This window comes from Nostoc sp. (genome assembly GCF_041747015.1).
GTDB lineage: Bacteria > Cyanobacteriota > Cyanobacteriia > Cyanobacteriales > Nostocaceae > Nostoc.
In genome coordinates, this window is sequence record NZ_JBGTFY010000264.1 from 1 (window position 1) to 15,581 (window position 15,581).

The 15,581-nt window shown below is 39.8% G+C and carries 17 protein-coding genes and 1 pseudogene; 9 read left to right on the forward strand and 9 right to left on the reverse strand.

Translation table 11 applies throughout. The features are described from left to right. Positions 1-210 precede the first annotated feature (210 nt). Positions 211-615, forward strand: a complete 405-nt coding sequence (locus tag ACEW80_RS21550) for an NIL domain-containing protein (RefSeq protein WP_373528552.1) — start codon at positions 211-213, stop codon at positions 613-615. Positions 616-790: 175 nt separating this feature from the next. On the opposite strand, the gene ACEW80_RS21555 is transcribed toward ACEW80_RS21550, so the two are convergent. The 6 genes from ACEW80_RS21555 to ACEW80_RS21580 all read right to left on the reverse strand — a co-directional run bounded on the left by ACEW80_RS21555 (position 791) and on the right by ACEW80_RS21580 (position 6,671). Then, entirely contained in the window at positions 791-2,347 is a 1,557-nt protein-coding gene (locus ACEW80_RS21555) for a hydantoinase B/oxoprolinase family protein (protein ID WP_373528553.1), read from the reverse strand. 84 nt (positions 2,348-2,431) lie between these two features. Next, the gene (locus tag ACEW80_RS21560; protein ID WP_373528554.1) at positions 2,432-3,190 is read right to left on the reverse strand and encodes a GNAT family N-acetyltransferase; all 759 of its coding nucleotides are present in this window, start codon (positions 3,188-3,190) and stop codon (positions 2,432-2,434) included. A gap of 79 nt (positions 3,191-3,269) precedes the next feature. Continuing rightward, on the reverse strand, positions 3,270-5,360 hold the full coding sequence (locus tag ACEW80_RS21565) for a hydantoinase/oxoprolinase family protein (RefSeq protein WP_373528555.1): 2,091 nt from the start codon (positions 5,358-5,360) through the stop codon (positions 3,270-3,272). After that, positions 5,302-5,571 (reverse strand): type II toxin-antitoxin system PemK/MazF family toxin, encoded by a 270-nt coding sequence (locus ACEW80_RS21570; protein WP_373528556.1) that lies wholly within the window; start codon positions 5,569-5,571, stop codon positions 5,302-5,304. Before ACEW80_RS21570 ends, ACEW80_RS21565 begins: the two co-directional genes overlap by 59 nt. Beyond that, complete coding sequence (locus ACEW80_RS21575) at positions 5,556-5,837, reverse strand: hypothetical protein (protein WP_373528557.1); 282 nt, start codon at positions 5,835-5,837, stop codon at positions 5,556-5,558. The genes ACEW80_RS21570 and ACEW80_RS21575 overlap by 16 nt, the downstream gene beginning before the upstream one ends. Positions 5,838-5,891: 54 nt before the next feature. Beyond that, complete coding sequence (locus tag ACEW80_RS21580) at positions 5,892-6,671, reverse strand: ion transporter (protein ID WP_373528558.1); 780 nt, start codon at positions 6,669-6,671, stop codon at positions 5,892-5,894. 93 nt (positions 6,672-6,764) lie between these two features. Here ACEW80_RS21580 and ACEW80_RS21585 point away from each other — a divergent pair, with 93 nt between their 5' ends. Then, positions 6,765-7,196, forward strand: coding sequence for a nucleoside deaminase (locus ACEW80_RS21585; RefSeq protein WP_373528559.1), 432 nt, complete (start codon positions 6,765-6,767; stop codon positions 7,194-7,196). A gap of 279 nt (positions 7,197-7,475) precedes the next feature. On the opposite strand, the gene ACEW80_RS21590 is transcribed toward ACEW80_RS21585, so the two are convergent. After that, positions 7,476-8,138 carry a response regulator gene (locus ACEW80_RS21590; protein WP_373528560.1) on the reverse strand — a complete coding sequence of 221 codons (663 nt, stop codon included), beginning with the start codon at positions 8,136-8,138 and terminating at the stop codon, positions 7,476-7,478. Next, positions 8,138-9,400 (reverse strand): sensor histidine kinase, encoded by a 1,263-nt coding sequence (locus ACEW80_RS21595; protein WP_373528561.1) that lies wholly within the window; start codon positions 9,398-9,400, stop codon positions 8,138-8,140. Before ACEW80_RS21595 ends, ACEW80_RS21590 begins: the two co-directional genes overlap by 1 nt. A 173-nt stretch (positions 9,401-9,573) precedes the next feature. On the opposite strand from ACEW80_RS21595, the gene ACEW80_RS21600 reads away from it, so the two are divergent. The 5 genes from ACEW80_RS21600 (at position 9,574) to ACEW80_RS21620 (ending at position 11,673) form a co-directional block, all read left to right on the forward strand. Further along, positions 9,574-10,065 carry a Spy/CpxP family protein refolding chaperone gene (locus ACEW80_RS21600; RefSeq protein WP_373528562.1) on the forward strand — a complete coding sequence of 164 codons (492 nt, stop codon included), beginning with the start codon at positions 9,574-9,576 and terminating at the stop codon, positions 10,063-10,065. Positions 10,066-10,140: 75 nt separating this feature from the next. Further along, on the forward strand, positions 10,141-10,302 hold the full coding sequence (locus ACEW80_RS21605) for a hypothetical protein (protein ID WP_373528563.1): 162 nt from the start codon (positions 10,141-10,143) through the stop codon (positions 10,300-10,302). Between the two features lie 184 nt (positions 10,303-10,486). Then, positions 10,487-10,663: a hypothetical protein gene (locus tag ACEW80_RS21610; RefSeq protein ID WP_373528564.1), complete on the forward strand. Its 177-nt coding sequence runs from the start codon at positions 10,487-10,489 to the stop codon at positions 10,661-10,663. Positions 10,664-10,815: 152 nt separating this feature from the next. Then, on the forward strand, positions 10,816-11,058 hold the full coding sequence (gene sipA, locus ACEW80_RS21615; RefSeq protein WP_373528567.1) for a regulatory protein SipA: 243 nt from the start codon (positions 10,816-10,818) through the stop codon (positions 11,056-11,058). Between the two features lie 57 nt (positions 11,059-11,115). Beyond that, on the forward strand, positions 11,116-11,673 hold the full coding sequence (locus tag ACEW80_RS21620) for a peroxiredoxin (protein ID WP_373528568.1): 558 nt from the start codon (positions 11,116-11,118) through the stop codon (positions 11,671-11,673). A gap of 214 nt (positions 11,674-11,887) precedes the next feature. Here ACEW80_RS21620 and ACEW80_RS21625 read toward each other — a convergent pair whose 3' ends face one another. Further along, positions 11,888-12,655, reverse strand: a complete 768-nt coding sequence (locus tag ACEW80_RS21625; protein WP_373528565.1) for a right-handed parallel beta-helix repeat-containing protein — start codon at positions 12,653-12,655, stop codon at positions 11,888-11,890. Positions 12,656-13,320: 665 nt separating this feature from the next. Between ACEW80_RS21625 and ACEW80_RS21630 the strand changes: the two genes are divergently transcribed. Together ACEW80_RS21630 and ACEW80_RS21635 are read left to right on the forward strand one after the other, a co-directional pair. Further along, on the forward strand, positions 13,321-14,649 hold the full coding sequence (locus tag ACEW80_RS21630; protein ID WP_373528566.1) for a serpin family protein: 1,329 nt from the start codon (positions 13,321-13,323) through the stop codon (positions 14,647-14,649). Positions 14,650-15,119: 470 nt separating this feature from the next. Further along, positions 15,120-15,581, forward strand: a pseudogene (locus ACEW80_RS21635) (photosystem II q(b) protein); the annotation flags it as partial.

Consider the following 15,581-nt stretch of genomic DNA (forward strand, 5'->3'; position numbering starts at 1 on the left):
ATGTTTGAAAAGTCATCCAACGTATGTTTGACTACTCTGGCTATCGAGAAGTTAAACGAGATAATGAGAGTTATGGGACTTGCGATCACTTCTCTAAGTTGCATTTAAGGCTCAAGCTGACACTTTTCAAACAACCTCTAACTAAGTAATAATCTTTGGAGTTATAAAACTCCCAATACGTTACAACAGAGAAAAGTCTCTGCTAAACCTGTGAAAAAACGAGTAACACTCACCTTCCCGAAACGCGCTGTGCAAATGCCAGTAACTTATGTACTGGCCAAAGAGTTCAACGTTGCCGCCAATATTATCCGTGCCCAAGTTGCCCCAAATCAAATTGGCAAACTGGTATTGGAACTATCGGGGGACATTGATCAATTAGATGCAGCGATTGAGTGGATGCGATCGCGCCATGTTAATGTTTCTTATACTTTAGGCGAAATTGCGATCGATCCAGATGTGTGTGTCCATTGTGGCTTGTGTACTGGGGTTTGTCCTACCGAAGCCCTCAGCCTCCACCCAGAGACATCCAAGTTGACATTCACGCGATCGCGCTGTATCGTCTGTGAGCAGTGTATCCCCAGCTGTCCCGTCCAGGCAATTTCTACCAACATTTAAGATTACTGTCTAGATTAGCAGCGATCGCTCACATTAGTTTCTCACCAGTTTAAATAACCATTCTTTGACTTCTTCTTTCCATTGATAATCATTCATATTTATATGAGTTTCACTTCAATAAATGTATATTTCATGGAATGCATAAAATTATTTGAATAAAAAATTATAATTAATTTTAGTTTATTAATAAATTGCCAAATCCCCCTCCCCCAGGAGTTTCTATTACAAAAACATCCCCAACTTTCATCTCTACTGTTGCTGTGCTGTCTAAATTCTCTTCACTTCCATTCTGACGTTGTATCCAGTTGCGTCCTACTTTTCCTACTTCACCACCATTTAATCCAAAAGGAGGAATAAGCCGATGCTCAGAAAGAATATTAGCTGTCATAGGTTCTAAAAACTTGATCCGGCGGACAACTCCATTACCACCCGAATATTTTCCTTTGCCACCGCTATTGAGACGAAGACTAAAGTTTTCTACAAATACAGGATAACGAGTTTCTAAAACTTCTGGATCAGTCAATCGGGAGTTAGTCATGTGGGAATGGACACCATCAGTACCATCAAAATCAATCCCCGCTCCAGAGCCGCCGCAAATAGTTTCATAATATTGATATTGTTCATTACCAAAAGTAAAATTATTCATCGTTCCCTGAGAAGCAGCCATCACACCCAAAGCTCCATATAAAGCATCGACAATAGTTTGAGAAGTTTCAACATTACCCGCCACTACTGCGGCTGGATAGGTTGGATTCAACATACACCCAACTGGGATAATAATTTCTAGAGGGTTAAGACACCCGGCATTGAGAGGAATATGATCATCAACTAAAGTCCGAAAGACATATAATACTGCTGCTTGAGTTACAGCCTTGGGAGCATTGAAATTACTATTTAGTTGCTCAGAAGTCCCAGTGAAATCAATAGTAGCACTGCGGTTTTCTGGGTGAATCGTGACTTTAATTTGAATTTGTGCGCCATTATCCATTTTATAAGTAAATGAGCCATCCTTGAGAACTGCGATCGCTCGTCTAACAGACTCCTCAGCATTAGCTTGCACAAATTTCATGTAAGTTTGAACAATCTCAAGTCCATATTGTAAAACCATTTTACGAAGTTCTTGAACTCCTCTTTCATTTGCAGCAATTTGTGCCTTAAAATCAGCGATATTTTGGTCAGGGTTACGAGCAGGATAAGTATGATTTGAGAGATGCTCTCTTAGTGCGTATTCTCGAAAATTTCCCTCTTCAATTAAGAGAAAATTATCAAAAATAATTCCTTCCTCTTCTATTTTGGTACTGTGGGGAGGCATTGAACCGGGAGTAATTCCACCGATATCAGCTTGATGTCCGCGAGAAGCGACGTAGAAAATAACTTGTTTTTTATCTCCGTCAAAAACAGGGGTAATTGCAGTTACATCAGGAAGATGTGTTCCCCCATTATAAGGATTATTGGATAGATAAACATTTCCTGGTTTTATGGTGTCGCCTTTAGCATTAATTAAACTGCGAATACTTTCACTCATTGAGCCTAAATGTACAGGAATATGAGGAGCATTAGCGACCAATAATCCAGAAGCATCAAAAATAGCACAGGAGAAATCCAGCCTCTCTTTGATATTTACAGATGTTGCCGTATTTTGGAGAACAATACCCATTTGTTCGGCGATAAATTGATAAAGGTTTTTGAATATTTCTAAGCGAACGGGATCGGGTTGAGATATTGTATACATTTTTAACTCCTTAAAAAAAATTTTGTAGTAATCGCTCAAGCGCTTTTTTTTAACACTTCAGTGTTTACTACTAGCTACCACTGTCTACTTAAGCGGGAGCGAGATGTGCAAAATTTCGCCTATTGTAGAGAACCCAGCGCGGGTGTAAATTCGCACTTCCTCTTGATGTGCCGCCATCAGAAACGCCACTGTAACACCTGCGTCGAAAACTTCTCGCACCAACCGGGTTGTTAAAGCTCCTGCTATACCGCGTCGGCGAAAAGCAACACACACACCGATACCAGCGATTTCTGTCGTCTGATTTCCCGGCACGGAACACACTCCAGCCCCCGCAGGTTCGCCTGTTGACGCAACACGAGCAAGTACAGCGATTCCGCCTGCTGCTAGGCTATTGCCAAGACGTTTGCCATCTTCGGGGCTTGGTGCAGACTCTCCGTAAGCCTCGTTTTGTACCATAACTGTAGCAAGCATCTGAGCGTCTGAAACTGGGACGATTAATTCAATATCCGGGGGAACAGGAAGCAATTGCTCTGAACCAGGAGTGCAAATCATAAGTGGCAAGCGTCCCTCAACGATGAAACCAGCAGCTACTAATGCCTCCTCGACAGCAGGCGCAAGGGAAGCAACGTACTCCAAACGTGGTTTTCGTCCGCGACTTTCATAGGCAGCGATTAGTGCCTTGACATCGGTGAGTGACGGTGTGGCTGCGTCGTTGGGGATGGCATAGTTAAGAAAAGGATTGGCGCTATGGCGGTTAAAGCTAGCAAGGAAAGGCCCGATTTGCTCCGTATCACGTTGCTGGCTCGCCGCGAAGCGCAAATATGACTGAATGCGAGAGTCCATGAATAGATAGCCTGTTTATTGTAAAACCGTGTTGAGGTTAGTGTAGCGAGGGTGAGTATTTTCCAGCACAACAGCCAGTTTATAGACGTTCTAAAATTAGATGATTCCGTTCAGTTAATCTCGCTTGCCAGTTAGGTTCAACTACAATTGTACTAATTCTTTCAACAACGATCGCAGGCCCATTAATCCTATCTTCTGGTTGTAAATCTTCCCTCCGATAAACAGGACTATGATACCATCTATCAGTAGTAAACATCCTTACTGTCTCAACAGATACGGGAGCTTCATCTAAAGGTCGGGTACGAATAATTAAGGGTTCTTCGGGAGCCTCCATCTGCTGAATAACTTCCACTGAGGCAGATTCAACAATTAAGATTTTCTCTAATTGAATGAAACCATAACGAGATTTATGTTCAGCCTCAAATTCTTGTCGCATTCTTACCAGATCATCGGCAAAGTCAACGCTTAAGGTGGAGTTAGTTCCCTGATATTTTAAGTTAACTTTTTTGACTATTTCTAATTGGCTATATACTTCATCTATTTCATTTCTAGCTTGAGTTTCTAAATATTCCATTAACTGCTGTAATTGAGGAATTAACCCTTCAGTGAGAGGCTGTTCAACTCCCCCTTCTCTAATCGCCCGGACATCAGCTAATCCCATTCCATAAGCAGAAAGAACTCCAGCATAAGGATGTAAAAATATCTTTTTCATCCCCAAAGTATCGGCAATTAAACAAGCAACTTGCCCGGCTGCACCACCAAAACAACAAAGCAGATATTGAGTGACATCATAACCCCGTTGCAGACTGATTTTTTTAATTGCGATCGCCATATTTTCCACTGCGATCGCAATAAATCCCGCAGCTACTTGTTCGGGAGTATAATGATTTCCTGTAGCAGATGCAATGTCTTGAGCTAATTGTGTAAATCGCTGAATAACAATATCTTTATCTAAAGGTAAATTGCCATCAATTCCAAAAACCGAGGGGAAATACTGGGGGTGAATTTTGCCTAACATCACATTGGCATCAGTAACCGCTAATCGCCCTCCGCGTCGGTAACAAGCAGGGCCAGGATTTGATCCAGCAGATTCCGGCCCGACACGATAACTAGAACCATCAAAAGATAGAATTGAACCACCGCCAGCCGCAATGGTATTGATTGCTAATACGGGAACTCGCATCCGCGCCCCAGCAATTTCTGAATTTAGTTGTCGTTCATACTCTCCTTTAAAGTGAGCTACATCTGTACTTGTCCCACCCATATCAAAGGTAATTAATAAATCGAAACCAGCCCTTTTAGCAGTTTGGACTGCACCAACAATACCCCCAGCCGGTCCACTCAAAATACTATCTTTCCCTTGAAATTGTTCGGCTGTAACTAAACCGCCGTCAGATTTCATAAACATCAATTTGACTCCAGGTAATTGATTCTCTATTTGGTTGATGTAGCGACGTAGAATCGGAGTTAAATAAGCATCTACTACTGTTGTATCTCCTCGGCTAACTAATTTCATTAAAGGACTAACTTCATGGGATACAGATATCTGCTCAAAGCCAATTTCTTGAGCAAGCTGGGCGATTTGTTGTTCGTGGTTAGGATAGCGATCGCTGTGCATAAAAACAATGGCACAACTCCGAATTCCTATGTTGTAAACTGCTTGTAAATCACTTTTGACTTTCTCAATATGTATGGAAATTAATTCATTTCCATGAGCATCATAACGTTCATCTATCTCAACCACCTGCTCATAAAGCATAGTTGGTAAAACGATATGACGGGCAAAGATATCAGGACGGTTTTGGTAGCCAATTCGCAGCGCATCTCTAAACCCTTTGGTAATTATAAGAACAACGCGATCGCCTTTCCTTTCTAACAGTGTATTTGTTGCTACTGTTGTCCCCATTTTTACCACTTCTATCGCTTCAGGAAGAATGGGTTCATTGCCAGAAATACCCATAATATCTCGAATACCCTGTATAGCTGCATCTTGATATTGTTCGGGATTTTCTGAAAGTAGTTTGTAAACTATAATCCATTGCCGATTAGGCAGAGTCACAATTAAAAAACGTTCAGGATGTGTTGAGAGTCTGTCTATAATATCCTGATTATTAGTAACAGCAACAATATCTGTAAATGTACCACCGCGATCGGCAAAAACTTTTAACATTATTCTGTTTTCTCGACACTATACAGTTAGCATATAACTTAATTTCATAGTCTCTACATGGTTTGCTGGTGATAGGACAGATCATGATATTGTTACTATCTGATTCTGCAATTACTAAGGCAGGTCGTCTTTTAGTGGCTGATGCATCAGAAAATGGAAAAGGCACTGAAATTATATCACCTTTGCCAATGTTTTCTATAGATCCTTCCAAGCTTCATCTTCCTCTGAGTCAAGCCACACTTTGTTCAGTGAAGACTCACTCAATTGCAGAAAATACTTGACTATTATTTGAGAATTAACTGAGTCGTTATCTGACAAACTTTTAACTATCTCAAGTGGTAGTCCAGTTAGTTTTGCTACTAGAGCTAAATCAATACCTTCGTGCAGCATATTGAGTGCAACTTGGGTTAACCCCTGCTGCATACCTTGTTCCCATGCTGCGCGTAAGGTTTTAGATTGAATTGCAAAGTCATACATAATTGTTAGTTCGTAGCGCTCTACTTTAATAGTACCTCAAATATTACGCTCTATTTAATTAAGTAACTTAAGCCCACACTTTTTACAAAACCTAGCATCTACATCGTGGAAAGCTAAACCACAACCTAAACAAACTGTTTCTACCTGATTAGCAGTTTTTACCACTCGCTTAATTAAATCCCCCACTTGCCAAGGAATTAATCCAATTCCTGTGAAAATCATCAGTACTGTTAGCAAGCGTCCTAATTCAGAAATTGGAGTAACATCACCAAATCCTACAGTTGTCATTGTGACAACAGAAAAATAAAATGCATCCAAAAATGTACCATAATTTTCAGGATTAACCGGATGCTCTACTTGATAAATTAAGCCAGAGTAAATAAAAACAATTGCAAATAGTGTAAATAATATTCGCGCAAAAATAATCCCATCTTCAGTACTGATACTAGCGACTAAAAATTTTCTATCTATAAATCTGATTAATCGTAAAATTCTAAACCATCGTAGTAACCGGATAAAACTAATATCTACCATTCCTAGAAAAAATGGCAGAATTGCCATTAAATCAATAATCGAATAAAAGCTAAAAATATACTTAATTTTGTTTTCTGCACTCCACAGACGGAGGCAATATTCTACCGCGAAGATAATGACGATCGCAGTATCAGCTACTTTCAATTGGAACCGAACAAAATCAGGAATATTATAAGTTTCTGCCACAAAAATACCTGATGATATTAGCACCAAGGTGGCAAGTGTTAAATTAATCGCCTTACCTAAAGGTGTTTCCAGGTCTTTTAAATAAAATTCTGTTTCTTCTCTGCTCAATAACATATTTAACCATTAACTAAATTTTCATTATTTTCCAGTTATAGCATTAGAAATACGATATAATTAGCCATTATCTTTATGTTAAACTAAGCTTATATGAACCCAGAAGATTTTATGCGTTTAGCATTGGCAGAAGCAAAGAAAGGTGATGCGCCTTACGGTGCAATAATTGTTAAAGATAACGAAGTCGTTGCCGTAGCTCATAATACTGTCAGGAGAGACAACGATCCATCAGCCCATGCAGAAATCAACGTCATTCGCAGTTTAACGGCTAAACTTAAAAGCCATTCTTTAGAAGGTTATAGCATATATACAACTGGCGAACCTTGTCCAATGTGTGCAACTGCTTGTGTTTGGACTGGTATATCAGAAATTATATATGGTGCTTCAATTCAAGATTTAATCTCAGTCAACCAATCACAAATTAATATATCTTGCGAAGAAGTTATCGCTAAATCATTTAGAAACATCAAAGTCACAAAAGGCGTTTTAAAAAAGGAATGTTTACAATTATTTAAATTATCTTAATCTATATGCTGCATTGAGGCATTGGCTAAAATAAAAAATGAGCATTAACAAACACTATGGAATACAGTGATTTCACTTTACGAAAAGCCGCACAGGATTTTCAACTAAATATTATGCAGGGAAAATTCTTGTCAGATTTTTAGCCAATTTCGCCTGGTGATTATTTAATTCAATTTTTGGAAAAAAGTTTACCTTTAGCAATTGCTTCTGGCTCAGAAAAAGCTAGATCGGAAATGATTGTACTTTGTCATCGTACCTGCGGAATGTGGGTTGAATTATTTAACTTGGTTCATTTAAATAAGCTAAATACGTATTTGCCCAAATAGCAGCTTGAGTGCGATCGCGCAAGTTCAATCGATTTAAAATATTTGTAACATGATTTTTTACTGTCCCCTCAGAAATGTAGAGTTGGTGAGCAATTTCTCGATTATTAGCGCCTGTAGCAATTAACCGCAAAACCTCTTTTTCTCTAGGAGTAAGTTCAACTAAATTAGATGGTACAGGCAGTGACTGGGTTGGTGCAACATGAGAAAATTGAGTCAATAGTTTTTTAACTATTCCTGGGCCTAGTTGAGTATATCCTTTATGAACGGCACGAATAGCAACAGCTAATTCTTCTGAGGGCGTATCTTTCAATAAGTAACCCATTGCTCCATTTTGCAACGCCGCTGACACATATTCATCATCATCAAAAGTTGTCAGCACTAAAATTTTAGTTTTCGGAAAACGTTTTTGAATTTCCCGCGTGGCTGCTACTCCATCCATAATTGGCATTCGGATATCCAGTAATATTACATCTGGTTTAAATTCTGCAACTAAATTAATTGCCTGTTCGCCGTTTTCTGCTTCTCCTACTATCTCTAAATCTGGTTCTAGTTCCAATAATGCTCTTAATCCTTGACGAATTAAACTTTGGTCATCTACTAATAACACTTTAATCATCACAACCTCATTAAGGGAATATTAACTGTAATTTTGCAACCAGAACCAGGAGCGCTGTTAATATTAAAATCACCTCCAAGCGCTAAAGTGCGATCGCGCATACTATGAAGTCCAAAACCAGTAGTATTTTGCCCTAAATCAAAACCTATACCATTATCCTGAATTATCAATCGTAAATGGCCTCTTGTCGTAGCGAGTTCCAATTTAACCTCTGTTGGATAGGCATATTTAGATATGTTTGTCAATGATTCTTGAGTAATGCGATAAATAGCAGTATTGATTTCAGGTGGCAAAGAATATTCCAGGTTAATTCTATAACTTGGTAAAATACCATTTGAACGATGAAAATCTTCTGAAAGAATAGCGATCGCTCGTTCTAAAGATTTTTCTTGCAAGGGATTAGAACGCATAGTAGAAACAGATTCGCGCACATCTTTTAGCGCTTTTGAACCTAATTCTTTTGCTGTTGCTAGAAATATTTCAGCCTTACTTGGATTAGCTTCCCACAGTTTTAAAGCGGTTTCTAATTGCAGATTTAAAGCAGTCAAAGAGTGGCCTAATGAATCATGAATTTCACGAGCAATGCGGTTACGTTCTTCTAGAGTAGCTTGATTTTCAATTCGCATGGCATATTGACGCAGTTTTTCGTTAGCAACAGCTAGCTTTTCTCGACTGTGCCGTTCAGATAATACTGCATTCATCATCAACAACACAAAAACTAAACTTAAGCCAAATACCAGCGACCAATTCAAGCTAAGAAATCGAAAGCGCTCTTGCGCCTGTGGGGATGCTTGAAAATTGAAAAACTGATATTTTAGTTGTGTAGTAAGTAGAAATAAAGTAAATGATAGACTTGTAATAAACAAACGCCCAGGTAGATTAAAAATTAGGCAACTGCGAGTCACTAAAATTATGTAAAGAAAGGGAAAAAGGCGAGCAAATCTCTCACCAAAAAGTCCAGTTATTAAAATTAATAAAATTTCAGTAGCTGTATAGATTACCTTAATAGTACGATTACTATTGGGTAATCTTAAGCCCATTAAGGCAAAAATAATCAGACTATAAATTGAGAGTTCTGGCAATATACTACAAACTGACAAGTCTGGAAATACACCACAAATTGATATTTCTGAAAATCTAGGACGTAATCGCTGTAACGGAGGTGGTATAACTGCTGTCAATGCAGTGATCGCCAGTAGTATCCACTCCAGATAAAGCAGAGACGGGAAAGGATGTTTCTTAATTTGAATTGGCCGACTCATCAGTCGCTTTGCTCCAGTTATGAATAGGTTAACTACTTATTGTCAGTGACGTTTGCCAAAATTGAATCATGACTAAAGTCATGGGTAAAACCATGACTTTCTCCTCATGTGACTACTGAAGATAAGTTCTTATGATGGTGGTATCCAAACAAAGAAAAACCGCGAGATAATTCATGAAACTCAAAGCCTTATCGCTAATTACTGGAGCGATCGCTCTAACTTTAACTGCAACCTCCTTTGCTGTTGAAGCCCAAACAGCTTCTCCTTCACCCGTCCTACTTGCACAAACTCCACAAAAACAGTGGGGCCCTTGGCAAGAATTGAATCTAACAGATGCCCAAAAAACCCAAATTCAGACAATTCGCCAGAGTAGCCGCGCCCAAATGGAAGCAGTTTTCACCCCAGAACAAAAGGCAAAGTTAGAGGCCGCCAAGCAAGCGCGTCGAGATCAGCGCCAAGCCGGTCAAGAGCAACCCGGTCAACGTCCACAAAAGGGTAAATTTGCTGACTTAAATCTGACTGAAGCACAAAAAACCCAAATGCGGCAAATTCGGGAATCAGAGAAACAACAAATTCAAGCAGTGTTAACCCCCGAACAGCAGCAAAAATTAGCGCAATTCCGGGAAAGCATAAAACAGCGCCGTCAACAACGCAATTCCCAATAGTATTTTTCAAAAGATTGAAAAATACTTAATAAGTCTGGGATGGGCAGTGCCGCCCATTTCATCCCACATAAACTTATGATGCAACCCTTTGCCGCTTCCCCAAATCCTACTCCTCGCCTGCAACAGATTTTAGATTTACTCGATCGTATAACTGAAGCCCAAGGACAAAACGTTCCTCCAATTGTGGATATAGAAAAATTACGTTTCCTTCCAACTGCCACTTTTGGCAGAACTTGAGCAAATTTTCTCAATGAACATAACTTAAAATCCTTCACCACAGGTAGCCCGCCGTAAACAACTCCATGACGGGGTTCACGTCCTCACCAGTTATGGTACTGACCCCATCGGTGAAGCAGAAGTACAGGCATTTTTATTAGGAACGAAATTTAGCATAACTAACTTGATACTGGGGCTAGGATTGTTGCGAGTCATCCATAAAAATCTCAATTCTCGACAACAATTTAACTGGGACAGACTTTTGCAAGCATACCAACGCGGTCGTCACTCCCACTTTGACCCAGATACTTGGCAACCAGAATTACTTTGGCATTTACCCTTGACTAATGTGCAGGCATTATTTTCCATAGTCAAGAATTAACAGACTTCTTGCAGAAGATGCGGAAAGGAGAAAAAATTTTTCCCCTTTCCCTTTCCCTATTCCTTTACACCAAAATAGAAAATTAGGCAAACCCCTAGTAAAAGTTATGAGTTATGAGTTATGAGTTAATCAAAACTCCTAGCTTTTTCAAAATGTCCAAAGAATTTGTAATTGGTAGTAAAGTCCGGGTTCTGGCACTACCGCCCTACGTCAAAACTGCTGAACCTATGCCCATGCTGCGCCCCCCTAATGTGATTCACATTGGCGAAGAGGGTATAGTTATTGACCGTCGTCCCGGTGGATATTGGGGTATTCGCTTTGCTAAGGGAGCCTTTCTTTTAGATTGCCAATACATTGAAAGTACAGATATTCCTCCCGAATCTCACTTAGAATGAGATTTGCAGCAACCAAGAATTGTAAACTTGTGTAAAGTTGTGATTCTGGTTTGCACCATGATTTCTCGCCGCACTTTTTTAAGCATATTATTTGCCAGCTGTATTTCGGTCATCAGCTGGCTGAATTTTATCCCTGTTGCTGATGCTCTTGGTGGTAAACTTCCTACAATTAATCAACCCGCACCAGAATTTACTTTGCCAACTAATACAGGTGATGGCAAAATTTCCCTTTCCGACTTGCGTGGGAAGTGGGTAGTCCTCTACTTTTATCCCAAAGACTTCACCTCTGGTTGTACTATAGAGGCTCGTCGTTTTCAGCAAGACTTACCCCAATACCTCGAAAAAAACGCTCAGATTATTGGTGTAAGTGCTGATGATATTGATTCTCACGCCAAATTTTGTGATTCAGAGGGACTAAAATTCCCGCTGTTGGCTGATATTGATGGTTCAGTGAGTAAAACTTACGGTTCGTGGCTCGGTTTCTTATCTATGCGTCACAGTTTTATCATCGATCCTCAAGGCGTGTTGCGCGAGACTTTTGTCAAAGTCAACCCAACCATTCACAGTGCAGAAATACTAGCACGATTGGAAAAGTTACAATCCGCACCTTCTTAGACGATTAGCCTAAGCTAGGGATTCCCTGCCTGGCTTAAGGTATCTGGAAAACCTCTCTCCTTGTAGGAGAGAGACTTTGAATTTTCCCCCTTCTCGCGTCGGGAAGGGGCTAGGGGGTTAGGTTTTTCGTGGCCTTTTCGATATAACCTGAATTGTCAGAACACTAATTAAGCGATTAGTTCAAAATTAGCTGCTGTGAGGACTGGCAATACATCTAAAGTTCTCGAATAACACTGTTAGTAACAGTAGCTGTTGCGGAATAAGAGACGTTAGAGAAACCAGTATTTTTATTACTGTTAATCATGCTATTTTTTACATTAGCAATGGAATAATTGCTAATACCTTCTCCACCATTGCCACTAATAACGGTGTTATTTACATTGATAATGGTTGTACCACTAACAGCACCTCCAAGGTTATAGATACCTTCTTGTCCGTTATCTTTAATCGTGCTATTAATGGTAACATTACCTGCTTTTGAGTATAACTCTGGTTGTGAGTATAGCCCTTGAGTTGTATTATTGCTGATTAAACTGTCAGTAATGCTAAGGCTACCTTTACTTTCAATTCCACTACCTTGATTCAGGCTAATGATACTGTTATTACTGATACTTAATTGTCCCTGACTATTATAAATGCCATCGCCATTAGAAGCATTATTATTACTAACAGTACTACTCTTCAAGAAGATCCTGCCACTATAGTTAGATATTCCACCACCATTATAACGAGCAGTATTATTCTTGACAGTGCTGTTAGTTAAATTGAGTGTACCACTGTTGTATATTCCTCCACCATTTCTATTACCGTAGTTATTATTTATAGTGCTATTAGTTATTGTTGCTATCCCAGCGTTGTATAGTCCACCAGCACCACGATCAATAGCATTAGTTGTATTGTTACTAATAATGCTATCCGTCAGGGTCAAAATGCCATAGTTAGTTACATTAGCGGCTGAACCAGAACCGTTTAATATTCCCACTATATTGTCACTAACTGCACTTTTGTTTAACGTGGCTTTGCCATTTTGTTCAATTCTGATGGCATTAACATCTGCTTTAGTAACAGTTACATTATCTAAAATTAGATTGGCATTTCCGAAGACTTGTAAGATACTATCATTGTAGACAGTACCAATGGAAGCATTTATTCCTTTCCCATTAATAATAGCTCGCTCGCTTCCTACACCTCGAATCGTAGTATTCCCACCCGCTAGAATATCTAAATCACCCCTTACAGCAGCATTTTCACCCGCGCTAACTGCTGATTGCTTAAACTTTCTCCCCTCACCAACGCTGAGAAAACTTCTCCTTCATCGTGCGATAAAAATCGCCGACTTCATGCTTGAAACCCCTATTTTTAAATATGGAGTTCCCCTTTCCCCTTTCCCCCTTCCCCTTCTTCATGCTGCCAACCTGACGGATTGGCATTAAAGCTACGAGAGAAAGAGGAAACTTCAGTACGAAACCTGTCAAATTTAACTCAAATGTTTGTGTGTTTAATTTTTCTGAGCTACTTACTTGTTGTTACAAAAACTGTAACAGTCCCATTTTTCTATTGCGGCAAATGCAATAGTTAGTCATTGACACAGTATCTGCGTCAACCCTGAAGCACAGATCAACAATCTTTGGCAAGTGAGGTGGCAGAATGAACAGGCAGAAATTGAGTGATGCGAAAGAAAACTTTTTGCAAAGGCGTTACGGTGTTAGTCTGGGCAGACGTTATGCACTGGCAGCTGCCAGTGTTGTTCTATTTGGTGTATTAGGGTGTTCTCAGGTCGATAGTAATAAAAGTGTCCTTGCTCAATCTAGTTTACCTCAGCCAGAAACTCCATTGCAAAAAAAAACAGTCAACATTGATACAAAAATCGTTGAGTCTAGCAATAAGTTTGGCTTCAAATTATTTTCAGAAGTTCTGAAAAATGATACTGAGAAGAGCATTTTTATCTCACCTTCAAGTGTTGCGATCGCACTTGCTATGACTTACAATGGTGCTAGCGGCTCGACTCAACAAGCAATGGCAAAAACCCTGGAGTTACAGGGAATGAATCTACCAGAAATTAACTCTTCTTACGCGGCGGCATTAAAGCAGCTTTTAGACAATTCAGATGCAAAAGTGCAACTAAACATTGCTAACTCACTTTGGGCAAATCAAGATGTTAGCTTTGCGCCAGACTTTCTCAAGAGAACCCAGGATTTCTATCAAGCCAAGGTGAGCAATCTAAACTTTAAAGATGCCGCCGCATCTAGTATTATCAATAACTGGGTAAAAGAAAATACTAAGGGCAAAATCACTAAAATAGTTGAAACAATTAAACCCAATCAAGTGTTATTTTTGATTAATGCCATATATTTTAAAGGAAATTGGAGTGACGAATTTGACAAGAATCAAACCGCTCAACATCCGTTTTACATTACATCTGGCAGACAAAAACAACACCCAATGATGTCACAGAAGGGTGATTATAGATACTACGAAAGCGAACAATTTCAGGCAGTTAGTTTACCTTACGGTAAAGATGGTAAGGTCAGTTTTTATATCTTCCTACCCAAACAGAACTCTAACCTCAAAGGCTTCTATCAAAACTTGAATATTCAGAACTGGGATAAATGGATGACTCAGTTCAACGAACAAAAAGGTTTTATTCGCCTACCCCGCTTCAAAACAGATTACGACGTTACACTTAATGATGCCTTGAAAACTTTAGGGATGGAAGAGGCATTCAGCAACAAAGCCAATTTTTCTGGCATGGGTAAAAATTTTGCCATTAGCCAAGTTAAGCATAAAACTTTTGTCGAAGTGAACGAAGAAGGCACCGAAGCGGCTGCGGCTACTTCAGTGGGAATGGTAGCAACATCTTTGAGACAAGAACCAGAACCATTCCGAATGATTGTTGATCGTCCCTTTTTCTGTGCCATTAGGGATAATCAGACGGGAAGCATTTTGTTTATGGGTTCGATCATTGAGCCGCAATGAGATGGCAGGGGGTAGGAGGTGTAAGTAAAATTATGTAGTTTCTTCCAACTTTAAACTTCTAAATCATGAGCACTGATACAACCGGAGAATATGGCGATCACATTATTCTCCGGGACGGAGTCGCCTAACACCCAACTTGGGTTAGTAATTTAGTATTCGTTTTTATTAATTCTCTTGTACTATTTTGTTGACATTTTGGTTGATGTGTAAAGGTTGGGAGAGCAGAATGTGGGATCGAACGCGAATGGAGAAGACCGTGCTGCTTCACCAAAATCTAAAATTTAAAATCCAAAATGGTATTACCCAAAGTCAGCTTTTTCAGTGAATTGGGGATTTTCTGTTGTGGGTGCATAAATCCCAAAAGAAAATTTTTCTGAAAGTACTTTACAAAACGCAATAAATTCTTTAAGATGTGTAACAGGTAGTCAAACCTACCTAATTCATTCACAAATAACTGCACTTATAAAGCAATGACAGCAACCATTCAACGTCGCGAAAGCGCTAACGTTTGGGAACGGTTTTGTAGCTGGATCACCAGCACCAACAACCGCTTATACATCGGCTGGTTCGGCGTAGTCATGATTCCTACCCTACTAGCTGCCACCGCCTGCTTCGTAATCGCCTTCATCGCTGCCCCACCAGTAGACATTGATGGCATCCGCGAACCAGTCGCAGGTTCCTTAATCTACGGAAACAACATCATCTCCGGCGCAGTAGTACCATCCTCCAACGCCATCGGCTTGCACTTCTACCCAATTTGGGAAGCAGCATCTCTAGACGAGTGGCTGTACAACGGCGGTCCTTACCAACTAGTAATATTCCACTTCCTGATTGGCGTATTTTGCTACTTAGGTCGTGAATGGGAACTATCCTACCGCTTAGGAATGCGTCCTTGGATTGCCATCGCCTATTCTGCACCAGTAGCAGCAGCA